At 57.8% G+C, this 11830-nt stretch carries 13 protein-coding genes; all 13 read left to right on the top strand.

The features are described from left to right. Window positions 1-2: 2 nt before the first annotated feature. On the top strand, window positions 3-635 hold the full coding sequence (locus AC781_RS00425) for a hypothetical protein (RefSeq protein WP_067771758.1): 633 nt from the start codon (window positions 3-5) through the stop codon (window positions 633-635). Further along, window positions 632-766, top strand: a complete 135-nt coding sequence (locus AC781_RS14325; protein WP_281241744.1) for a hypothetical protein — start codon at window positions 632-634, stop codon at window positions 764-766. Before AC781_RS00425 ends, AC781_RS14325 begins: the two co-directional genes overlap by 4 nt. A 6-nt stretch (window positions 767-772) precedes the next feature. Continuing rightward, window positions 773-1285 carry a hypothetical protein gene (locus AC781_RS00420; RefSeq protein ID WP_067771755.1) on the top strand — a complete coding sequence of 171 codons (513 nt, stop codon included), beginning with the start codon at window positions 773-775 and terminating at the stop codon, window positions 1283-1285. Window positions 1286-1302: 17 nt separating this feature from the next. After that, window positions 1303-1509 carry a hypothetical protein gene (locus AC781_RS00415; protein ID WP_067771752.1) on the top strand — a complete coding sequence of 69 codons (207 nt, stop codon included), beginning with the start codon at window positions 1303-1305 and terminating at the stop codon, window positions 1507-1509. 29 nt (window positions 1510-1538) lie between these two features. After that, window positions 1539-2153, top strand: a complete 615-nt coding sequence (locus AC781_RS00410) for a hypothetical protein (protein WP_067771749.1) — start codon at window positions 1539-1541, stop codon at window positions 2151-2153. A gap of 58 nt (window positions 2154-2211) precedes the next feature. Next, window positions 2212-3375: a hypothetical protein gene (locus AC781_RS00405; protein ID WP_141675641.1), complete on the top strand. Its 1164-nt coding sequence runs from the start codon at window positions 2212-2214 to the stop codon at window positions 3373-3375. A 12-nt stretch (window positions 3376-3387) separates the two neighbouring features. Continuing rightward, a complete protein-coding gene (locus AC781_RS00400; protein WP_067771743.1) occupies window positions 3388-3873 on the top strand; it encodes a hypothetical protein in 486 nt (161 codons plus the stop codon). A gap of 12 nt (window positions 3874-3885) precedes the next feature. Next, window positions 3886-6036: a hypothetical protein gene (locus tag AC781_RS00395; RefSeq protein ID WP_067771740.1), complete on the top strand. Its 2151-nt coding sequence runs from the start codon at window positions 3886-3888 to the stop codon at window positions 6034-6036. Further along, complete coding sequence (locus AC781_RS00390) at window positions 6033-8441, top strand: hypothetical protein (RefSeq protein WP_067771736.1); 2409 nt, start codon at window positions 6033-6035, stop codon at window positions 8439-8441. Before AC781_RS00395 ends, AC781_RS00390 begins: the two co-directional genes overlap by 4 nt. Further along, window positions 8414-9403, top strand: a complete 990-nt coding sequence (locus AC781_RS13850) for a hypothetical protein (protein WP_218107243.1) — start codon at window positions 8414-8416, stop codon at window positions 9401-9403. Before AC781_RS00390 ends, AC781_RS13850 begins: the two co-directional genes overlap by 28 nt. Window positions 9404-9476: 73 nt before the next feature. Further along, on the top strand, window positions 9477-9980 hold the full coding sequence (locus AC781_RS13845; RefSeq protein ID WP_172801783.1) for a LamG-like jellyroll fold domain-containing protein: 504 nt from the start codon (window positions 9477-9479) through the stop codon (window positions 9978-9980). Window positions 9981-10306: 326 nt separating this feature from the next. Further along, the gene (gene hpf, locus AC781_RS00375; RefSeq protein WP_067771726.1) at window positions 10307-10888 is read left to right on the top strand and encodes a ribosome hibernation-promoting factor, HPF/YfiA family; all 582 of its coding nucleotides are present in this window, start codon (window positions 10307-10309) and stop codon (window positions 10886-10888) included. Between the two features lie 528 nt (window positions 10889-11416). After that, a complete protein-coding gene (locus AC781_RS14320; RefSeq protein WP_281241745.1) occupies window positions 11417-11542 on the top strand; it encodes a hypothetical protein in 126 nt (41 codons plus the stop codon). Window positions 11543-11830 lie beyond the last annotated feature (288 nt).

The raw sequence follows: 11830 nt of genomic DNA, 5'->3' as shown, positions 1-11830 counted from the left end.
CCATGATCAAAATATCCGCCAAACTGCAAACCGTCATCGTCCCCACCACAGGGTTGGGGCAGGCCGACCTCGCCGAAATCAGCCGCTCCGCTGCCCTGGGTGTCCGGCAGCAGGTCGTCGATCATTTCATGGGGATGAAAGAGGCCACGAAATCTCGGTACTGGTGGCATGGCGCCATCAAATCCATTGGCCAGCCGGCAGTGGAAGGCTGCACCGCCACCATCTCCATCGGGCAGAAAGGCGTGCGCCTGCAGTGGCTGGGCGGAACCGTCCTCCCCAGCGGCCGCACCTCCCGCGTCACGGGTCGTCCGATCCAATCCCTCCTGGTACCTTTCTCCGACTCTCCCCTTCGCCGCAAAAGCCTGGATGAACTCGGCATCCCCGACGACGAAATCGTCGTCCTGCCCTCGCAAACCGGCAAAGCTCCCGTCATGTACTGGGTCCATGAGCGCAAACGGAAAGGCAAAGACGGGCTGAAACACAAAATCGTCCCCCTGGCATGCCTCCTGCGATCGGCCACCATCAAGCCGAAACCGCAGGTCATGCCCACCGACGCAGAGATGACCGACGCGGCGCGATCGGCCGTCGTCTCCTACACCCGCGCCATCAACCACAGAAACACCATCCAACCATGAACATCACGGACAAAGCAGAAACAACGCTCGAAGAAATCGCCAAAGACACCCGCCGCCCGCACTGGCAACGCATCCTGGGCTGGCTCGGCTGGATCATCGCCGCCGGCATCACCGCCGCCTACAACCTCTGACCCGCCATGCCCACCGCTCCGGACATCTCCCAGCTGCCGACATCCCCCCGATGGGAATTCGGGAAGGCCCTCATCGACCGCCTCCGCATGTACGAACCGATCCGGCCGTACGTGTACGAACACCTCATGACCTCCCCCGATCAGATCAAAGCACTGGACGCCATCGTGCGGCAATACTCCGGACTCGTCGCCGTCGTCCCGCAGGACCTGGCCAACCCCACCAGGGACACCACCGTCCGGGCGGCCTACCTGGACTGTGAATACGTCATCTCCTGCGGCGTCTGGAGAGGCCTCGGCATGGACGCAACCGGCATCACGGCCGACGAAGCCACCGACCGCCTTGCCGCCACCGTCATCTCCATCATCCAATCATGGGACATCAGCAACCGCCCCTACGGATCGCCGGTCGTCACCGGAGACGGCGACCTCGCCGTCGTCCTGGGCGACAAACGCCTCCTGCAAACCCGGGGCATCAGCATCACCGCCCGCATCATCCACCCGACCATCGCATTCGATTAAACCAACCACACAAACACATGGCTACAACACCAAAAAACACAGACAAACCCCAAGCCGAAACGCCTGCGGAACCCGCCGTTGAAGCAACAACCTTGCGCTGCACCATCACCGCTCGCTCCCTGCTGATCGGCCGCATGTACCATGCCCGCGGCACCATCGTGGACATACCCTCCGCCAAGGCCGCCGCCCTGGAACAGGCAGGCAAACTCCGCATCCTCGGATAATTATTCACTCATACCTACTCACTAAAAACATGTCTACACCTCCCGTCATCACCCCGAAAATCACGGCCCGCGTCGTCTCGCACGACGTCCTAGGCCCCTCCTCCATCTCCTTCTGCCCCGCCTCCCTCACCGTAGACGGCGCAAAAGTATCCGCCACCAGCCGCCCCGACTACGCCACCGCCCCCGAAGCCTGGCACGACATCGGCCGCGGCTCCAACTTCCAGCCAGCAGCGGAAGAAAAAATGATCGAAATTGAAGAATGCCAGCAAAACGGCGCCTGGATGAAACACAAGGAATCCATGCTCCAATCCTTCAGCTTCACCTTCACGACATCCCAAACCTCTCCGGAGGCTTTGCAGCTCGCCTTCGGCCTCGGCTCCCCCATCAAGGACGGAGAAGAAATGCCCCTGGCCAACGCCGGCAGCAACTGCATCGAAGGCTGGCTGCGCATCGTCATCAAACGCTCGCAGGACGGCACCGACAAAGTGCAGGAACTCTACGGCTACGGCCGCCTCAAACTCAAAACGGCCCCCTCCTTCACCTCCGACTTCATCAAACCCGAATTCGAATTCCTCGTCGATCCCGGCGTCGAAATGGCCACCATCACCTTCGCCAACGTCCAGGCCATCGCCGCCTCCGCCTAACCCCGCGCACCGGGCATGCCTCCACCGTACATGCCCGGTGCGAACCATCTCCATCGCCATGATCGCAACCGAAAAACACCTCAAAACCACAGCAGGCATCCGCGGCGTCTTCTACTTCCAGTTCCGGGATGGCGACACCATCGTGCAATCCCCGGGCATGCTCACCGGAGCCGTCCAGCTCGACTCCACCGCGGGCGGCGGCATCATCACCATGCCGCCGGACACCGAAAACCTCAGCTACCCCGGCCTCCCCGCAGGCCTCCACACCTACGAAATCCGCATCGCAGGCGTACCTGCCGTCCGCGGCCTCCTCGAAGTCCAGCCCTCACTCCTGCCGCCTCCCGAAACCTCCACCTCCGTCTTCTTCGACCTTGACCTCGGCACCACCATGGCCATCCACGTCGAAATCGGCACCGGGCGCAACGGCACCAATGGCAAAGACGCCTACGAAATCGCCGTCGCCCAGGGCTACAAAGGCACCCGCGACCAATGGCTGGCCAGCCTCAAAGGCGACTCGCCCTCCATCTCCGGCCTCGTCCCCTGGGCCACCTACAACGCACACGCCAACAGCGGTGCCACCCACGTCTCTGCTGCCGACCGTACCAAATGGAACGCCGCCGCCACCGGCCCCAGCTACGCCGTCAAAATCCTCTGGACCAACCCGCCCTCAGGCCCCTACTACCGCGACGACCTCGACTCCGCCTGCACCTCCTGCGGCTATGAATACGACTGGCTCGCCGCATCCGGGTGCAACCTCATCGTCTACACCGACACACCCACCCTGCAGCAACCTCTCCTCGCGACACTCGACAGCTACAAATCCACCTCCCCCGGCAGCAGCTACGCCCTGCAAACCGTCTCCCTCTACACAGCCCTGCGCGAACACATCTCCAACGGCGGCGGAACTACTGCCTCCACCGTCCGCCGCAACTACTGGCGGCTCCGCTGGACCAAATTCCCGGACGTCTACTCCCCCGGCACAGTCTCCTCACTGGTACGGGCCCAGCTGGATCAGGACGGCTACACCTACACCTACGACACCGACGACGCCTGCGACATCTACACGGAAGACTCCACACTCGCCTTCGGCTTCATCAACCAATTGAGCGAATTCATCGCCCCGCAAGCGAACGGCACCTACACCCTCCAGCGCGCATGGATGGATGTCGACCCTCTCGCCGCCGCCTGTGCAGACCGCCTCAACCGCCTCCGCACCCCCTGACCCCGCTCTGCCATGCAAACCGCCCTCTTCACCTTCGACTTCGTCACCCTCCTCGGCGGCCAGGAAACAACCATCCCCTGCTGCAGCCTTGGAGACATCATGCCCGGCCCCGAAACCAACGACTGGCAAACCTCCATCCAGACAGACGACATCATCGCCTCCCCCTGGCAGCACCACCAGGGCCGCGGCAACGCCACCAAAACCTTCGGCTTCACCGTCCTGCGCTCCTACCCCACCCGGGCCCAGGCCGAACTATACGCCCACGACCGCGAACACCTCCTCAACACCAGCCAAACCGGCCACGCCCTCTACCGCTACGGCTGGCACGAAGGCATCCCCATCTCCTCCGAACGCTGGCAGGCCACCGTCCAGCGCTGCCGTGCCCTCCCCATCTCCTCCGACCAATACGCCGGCATCCGCCGCCGCTACGGCCAAACCTGCGGCGCCTGGATCGCCGTCGAATACGCCTTCCTCCTCACGCACCGCACCATCATATAATCGTCCCCCGCCATGTCCACCGACCCGAACATCAAAATCACCATCGCCTCCGCCTACGACCCCACCGGCACCAACCAGGCACAGGCCGCCCTCCGACAAACACAGGCCGCCGCCGCCGGCATCGGCAATGAAACCATCACCGACATGAATTTTGCCGATGAGCTGGAGGCTGCCGGCAAAGCGGCAGGAGACGCAGCCAAGGAGGCCAAAACACTGGGAGATACAATCACCGATGCAGGAAGGAAAGGAAAAACTGCTGCAACCGACATCGTCTCGGGTTTCGGAAAAGCTCCCAATATCATACAGACCTCAACAGGTGCTGTTGGACGTATGGCATCTGGATTCAATACAGTCATGGGGTTAGCTCGAGGGCTGCTGGGCAAATTGGGACAGTTGGGCTTAGCTTATTCTCTCCTGCGCGGAATGTATGATTTTTTTACCAAAAGCCAGCGTGAAGCAATCGCACAGAAAAACAAAGATTTGGAAGCTTCCATTGACAAAGCTAAAGACCTTCAAAAAGAATTGAATGATCTGATTGAAAAAAACAGACTACTGAACGAACAACAGGAACGACAAGAACGGTGGGATTCGTTGATGAACTCATATCAATCCCAAACGGCTGAATTGCAGAAACAGTTGGAAATCACGAGAGCGCGTGCTGCCGTCGAAGCCGAAATCAAAGGCTTGGGCATGCAAGCAAAAAAATACGAACTGGATAACAGACGTGACCGAGGTGAAATCACGGCCTTTGAACATCTACAGGAAACGCGAAAACTGGAAGATGAAGAACTACAGGCGAAACACGCGTCGGAGTTGGCAGAGGCCAATACAGAATTGGACAATCTGCGGGAACAATCGAAAAAAACTGCTGAAACGATCAAAGACTTGAATCAGGAATCCGAACGTTTGGATCAAGGCAAAGCCGGAGCACTCACCCCTGAACAGAGAAAACAACATGAAATAAACCAGAAGAAAAATGAAGCCTATGCTCTAACCAGAGAAAAGGCATTGGCAGAAGGCTCCATCGGAGTCATGGACCGCTATCAGGTAAGGCGTGAAGCGGAACTGGGCCGGGCCGAGGCCAAAAAATTTGAAGATGCCATCAAAAGATCGGACGCATGGTACAAGGCGGAAGGCCGCGGTGGAAATTACGAATCGTATATCAAAGCTAAAGAAGACATTCAAGGCAAGAAGACGCAGGCATACGCAAATGCCAATCAACTGATGGGGCGGATTCAGGAAAAAAACAAAACAGTTGATGCCATTAAGAAAAAACAACAGGCAGAAACCGATGCGGTCATAGGGAACCGACAGGTAGTCGACCAAACTGTAGCAGCCAAGGCAGCTGATGATTTCGCCATCAAGGAAGCAGTCGGCACCCTCACCTCGGAACGCAACATCCTCAAGGAGGCGACGCAAGGCCTGGCGGATGCCGCACGGATCGATGCGGAAGAAATCTCCAAACAGGCCGAAGCCATGAACGAAATCGCCGCCGACGCCGCCAAACTGGGCAACAGCGGCAAAGATGCACAGAAACTCATGGCGGACTTCCAGCGGCTCGCCTCCTCCGGAGACTTGTCCGGCCAGCAGGCAACCCTCGCCGAAATGGGCTCGAAACTCGAACTGCTCCTCAACAACGGCACCTTCGACAAAACGCAATACGACACCCTCTCCAAAATCCTGGAACACATGAACAGCATGGCCGGCTACCAGCTGCGGGCAAAAGACAACGAAGCGAAAATCACGGAAATCGACCAGAAAATCGCCCAAATCGAAACCCTCCCCATCCTGAAACGCAACCTCCTCGCCGACGAATCCGGCTCCCAGGCCATGGCTGAAGTCTACAGCTCCCACCTGAAGGGACTGCAGCAACAGGTGGAGGCCGGATCGGAAGCCGAACGTGCGGTAGCTGACTCACTCAACGACCTGTCAGACGGCTACCTCGACACGCAGGAAGCCCAGCGCATGGCTGACAATGCCGAACGCCTCCTGCAATCGCATGATGCCGCCGCCCAGCAGATTGGAGGCTTCCTGAAAACTGTCGTCTCTTCTTATGGTGAAGCTTCCTCCATCCTGCAGGACACCCGGTTTCAAGTTTCATCCGCTCGGGCCCAAATGGAAAGCATCCGCGCGAAAAACAATCAAGCCTATACCGCCAAATGACCACCGAACACCGCTACGACCTCGCCGCCATTGGCCCGGACAAACTCACCGAATGCACCATCACCTACGCCAGCCTCGCCGCCGGAACCTGCAGCATGGCCTGGGCGATGGATAACCTCGCCGACATCCCCGTCCCATGGCAATACGGCCACTGGGTACGCCTCTACCGGGGTACTGACCTCGTCTTTTTGGGATACGTCAAAAAAGCCCAGCCGAAAATCTCCGCCGGCAGCATCCACTACGCCGTCGAAATGACCGACCCCTACGACCTCCTCGGCCGCTCCATCTACCAGCCTCCGCCTGCCGACCCCTCCCGGTCGGATGGCCGCCACCTCCAGATCGGCCAAACCGCCACCACCGCCCGCGCCTGTGCCGACCTCGCCACCGCCCTCGACCAGGCCACCGCAGGCCCCGCACGGAACATGCCCGCCACCATCGACATCCTCGCCAAAGGCACCACGGGAGCCATCGGCACCAACGGATCCAACACCTGCGCTCAGATGATTGAAGCCATGTCCCGCTGGTGCCCCGGCCTCGTCTCCTGGATGGACTACGGCGGCACGCACCCCCGCCTCGTCATCGCAGACAGCCTCGACCTCCCCGTCATCGACATCCCCTACGGCACCTGCGCCATGGGCGGCATCGACCTCACCCCCCGCCACGACCTTGTGCCGCCGGTGGTTGCGCTCAAAGCCCCGGATGGAACCATCGTCAAAATCATCCCCGAAGGCGGCGACCTCAACGTCCCGGACGCCTTCGTCTACACATTGCCCTCTGTGACTCGGACAAAGACTGTGGAGAAGAGCGAAGAGGAAGAAGCCGAAGAACTCTCCAAACCCGGCAAGGCCGAAACCTCCGGCCCCGTGGATGCAGCCACCGCCGCCGCCGCCCGCCAAGTCATGGAACTCAAAGGCATCCCCTTCCCGAAAGCCAACCCCAACGGCAAAGAAAACGAATGGACGAAAAACACGGCCGCCTACAAATACTGGAAACACCACTTCCCCTTCCTCGCCCAGGTCAAAGACCACGTCAAATTCTCCACATGGTGCAACATCACCTACGAAGGCCAGCCCGACGAATTCCACGAAGAAAACCCCGAAACCGGCGTCGAAACATGGATACTGCCCGCCAACTACAAAATCGACGGCCAGAAATACGAACTCATCCTCGGCAGCATCACCCGCAAATTCCCCAGCATCCGCTGGTGCTACGCCAACATCGAACAACGCGTCTGCTGCACCCCGGATGCCCCCCGCAAAGCCAGCGTACGCGAATTCTTCAGCGGCGACGGCACCGACGGCGCCGGCAAAGTCATCACCCGCTCCCTCGCCTACCGGGTCATCGCCATCAACCTCTCCGGCAACAAACGCTACATCGGCGGCGACTACGGCGACGCCTCCGGGGACCCTGCCGCCGATCCCGAAGCATGGGAACAAAACTCGACGCCGGAAGAAGAAAAAGAACACGGCAAATACGAATACCGCTACTACATCGTCCACCTACCGGAAGGCGGCCTCCTCACCCTCTCCACCGAATGGTTCGACGCCCTCGGCTTCATCCTCTGGGGAGACGGCCACGTCACCTACACCATGGACCCCGGCCGCATCAACCAGGGCACAGCCACCGTCCACCCCGCCTCCCGGCAATGGGCACCCCAACAGCAAATCGCCCACACCTACGCCCCCGGCATCTACACCCTCAAACTCGCCGCCCGCGAAAACGAAAGCATCTTCTTCACCCCGCACGACAAAGTGCAAGAAATCGAAAGCGACATCCCGGCCGACCTCATCCGCAACTACTGGGACAAAACGCGAGCCCTCCAGTACGACGGCAGCCTCGGCCCCATCCTCTGGCCCACCCCCTGGCAACTCCCCGGCCACCGCATCCGCATCACCGGCTCCGGATACGCCCCGTGGGACACCATGGACACCACCGTCCAACACGTCTCCTGGGACCTCAAAACCGGACACTGCACCCTCACCCTCGGCACTCGGGCCGCCTACAACTTCGATGAATACACCAACCGCAACCGCGTCGCCGACCTCCGAGACCAAACCCTCGTCAGCGACACCGCCCTCGACCCCGCCCAGCAACCCTCTTCCGGAAACAGCGGCGGAAGCGGTGGCGCAGACAAAACCGAAAAAGAAGACAACCCCGTCGCCCCCATCTTCCAGCCCCTCAACACCGGCAGCAGCGGCGGAGAACGGCGTAAACCCTTCGAAGTCTACGTCGAAAACGGCCAATGGTGGATGAATGGCGGAGAACTCCCCCTGCCGGACAGTGCGCGGCCCCAGAAACTCGAACCCGTCCTCCTCCCGGACGGCCAGAAATACGGCTACTACCACGTCCTCGAAAAAAACAACACACTCGGCTGGATGTGGACCCTCAAAAAGAAACCGAAATGAGCGACATCCCCGACCTCCTCGAAACCGAACAACACCGCGCCATCCACATCGCGGACATCGACGGCATCACCGCCACCCAGCACCACCTCGGCGGCATCCTCCTCCCTCCGTCATGGGGCAGCATCGACCAGATCGACGACCCCGAAGCCTGGATCGTCATGGATGAATGCCCCCTCTACCACAACAACAGCAACGGCACCTACACCCCCGCACCCTCCCGCTACCTCCACGGAGCCTACTGGCGCGGCAAACTCCACCTCCGCATCACCGACATCGCCTTCCCGGAACCGCCTCCGCCACCCGACCACACCATCCCCGACCTCATGGAAGAAGAACCCGGCATCCTCCGTGCCGAACTGGATGGCCCCACCGCCTCGGACGTCAGCCCCGGCACCTACCGCGGCTGCACCCTCGTCCCCGGCGACCTCTACGAACGCGACGCCTACCTCCGCCACAACGGACAATGGCGCGGCGACCTCCCCTGGATCATGGCCGACACATGGGCCCTCCCCTGGTACAACCCGGACGGCTACACCGGGCAAAACGGCGTCACCTACTGCCTCTGGGCCTGCATCACCTGCGGCCGCCTCTTCCTCGTCCTCCAGCACGCCGTCGAAGGCTTCGGCAAAGTCTGCGAACTCATGGATGGCCCCTGGGATGCAGACGGCACCCAACCATGGCGCCCCCTCGGAGGCGAACACATCGGCATCCCCGACCTCGACCCAACCCTCCCATCAACCGCCATCCACATTGCGGACATCGACGGCATCGCCTCCACCCAGCACTACAGCGGCGAACACATCATCCTCCCCGCCTTCGCCCCATCGGCCGTCGCCACCTACGACACCGTCATCCTCCGCTGGCAAGCCATCGACCCGCGCCACACCATCACCACCACCGCCAGCCTCGACCCCCTCACCTGGACCTACGCCCTCCACACCTCCGTCGACTACACCGGATAACCCGTGCATCCCCCGTGCATCCCCCATGCACAACACAGGCACGCCCCATGCACGGGACGTGCCTTTTTCATCCATGAATGCCTCGACATCCAAACTACATGTCAAACGCATCCAAACCCTCATGGCGCGTTACACCAATTATCTGTATGTGCAATCCGGCGGCAACAATAAATACAACGTGTACGGCAATGGCCTGATCGGCAATGGAGGGGAATCGACGGCGCCGATTACGCAGAACGTATGGAACCACATGGCCTTGACCTACCAGAACGGAGTAGCCACTCTGTTCCTGAACGGCGAACAGGCCGGACAATGGACCGGCACACCGATTGCCAATGCGGATGTGACGCAGTTCACCCTTGGAAACGGAGATTCGGGTAGCAAGCCGACAGCCATGTACGATGAGGTGGCGTTGTTCTCCGGAGCTTTGACGAAGGATCAGGTAGGCTATTTGGCTAAGGGACGTGTATCCGATGCCATCAAGGCGGAAAATGCCGCTGTTCCCGAGCCTGCAACGGCAACTCTGGGCCTGTTGTCCCTGGCTGGCCTGATGCTGCGCCGCCGCCGCATGGCGTAAGAGGACAAACGGATTCGGAACGGCTGCCTTTCCATGGGGAAGGCAGCCGTTTTGCATGCTTGCGTGTAGCAGAAATGGTAATAGAACCACGCAGTGAATGTACTTGTGTGTCGTGCGGCTCCAGAATGGCGTGACCACCTGCCTGGGCTCATGGGGGTGCGGTAGGGTGAAAGTTTGCGTTGTTTGGATGGATTCTTTTCCGAAAGGCTATCTTTTTGTGTCTTTTTTTCAAGAAAGCTCGACAATACAGAGGTTTCAGGTGTATTATTAACAGTGCGAAAAAACATGAATTCGCAATAACCCAAAAATAGAAAGAGGTAAGTACCATGCAAAAAGCAGATATTACGGTAACGGGGCGTCATGTAGAAGTGACCGAGGCGATCCGCGAATTCGCGGTCAAAAAAATTGAGGCAATCCATATCGACTACCCCAAGATCATTGAAGCACGAGTGATTGTGGACGTGCAGAAAGACCGACAAATTTGTGAAATCATCCTTTTCTGCTCCGATCATATCACGATTGAAGCTTCCACCGTCGGTGTCGATCTCTATGCGGCCATTGACGAAACGGTAACCAAGATCATGCGCCGCATGCGTAAGCACAAGACGCGTCTGATGAAGAGGTTCCGCCCGCATCGCGCAGAATCCATCCGCCATCTGGAAGCTCAGGTGTATGGGGAAGATGTGCTTGATTACGAAGAAGGTGCAACGGAAGATCCGAAGCCGATCACCATACACCGCGAAGGCTACGAACTTGTCACCATGTACAAGGAAGATGCCATTATGGCACTGGAAATGTCGGACAAGCCTTTCGTGCTGTACCGCAATGCCCGCCGCGATGTTTTGCAGATCGTGTACCGTTTGCCGAATGGAGATTACTCCATTATTGAGCTCGGTGCATCCTTGTAATCATCGATTGTACGGTATTTGAAAAGAGCCCCGGAATGATCCGGGGCTCTTTTTTTGCAATTAATATGACAAAATGATGCAAAATTGTTTATATGAAAATTAATTGTAAAAAATCTGGGAAAAGATGCGAAAAAATGGTAATTTTGAAATAAGGAGAAACAGCAATCGGTATAGTATAAGAAGCGGATTTTAAATCCGTTTATTTTCATTTATGTTTATTTAATTAATACTAAAATGATTGTATTTTTGTACATGTACACAAAAGCCGTTTTCGCTGTGCAATAATATTTTTTCATTCCACGTAACGCGCTTATAGTAACTAATAAATGATAGATGTTCATTTGAGGGTTGACGTACGGATTTAAAAACCGTAGAATAATGCCGTTCCAAATCTGAAAGCTGAACGCCAACAAGTGGAATTTATTGTGCTTGCGTATCCTGTCCTGTCGAGAAGGCAGCAAGGCATCCCCCTCTTCCATCAGGTAAATGGAAGTTACATAGAGAGAGTAGTGCCACCTCCGTAAGGGGGTGGCACTTCTTGTTGGAGAGGAAGAACGGATGATGGTATTTTTTGTGGCGGAGAAAAGGGCTGAAAAAGAGAGGAAAAAAGGATGTGAAATAATTATTTATGATGTGCTGATTAATGAAAATTAACGGATTATCAATCCGTTTGTCAATAATAAAATCCTGAAATATACAACTTCTTCATTTTTTATGCTTCCTGTTGCTACATGGTTGATCTGTGTGCATGATGCCTTCACGGTATATCTATTCATAAGTGCATCAAGACGCTGAATGTCTGACGAATGTGAAATGGGTATGTCATGCGGATTGATAATCCGTATTCTAGGTTTTGTTCCGGATGGGCAAAATATCCCAATGGTTCAATTGTTGTTCTGTTGACGTTTTTACTTCGCCGGGGCAACATCTGCTTCATGCGCT

The sequence above is a fragment of the Neoakkermansia glycaniphila genome, assembly GCF_001683795.1.
Classification (GTDB): domain Bacteria; phylum Verrucomicrobiota; class Verrucomicrobiia; order Verrucomicrobiales; family Akkermansiaceae; genus Akkermansia; species Akkermansia glycaniphila.
The sequence above is the reverse complement of the archived record's forward strand: the minus strand, read 5'-3'. Positions and strand labels throughout refer to the sequence as shown.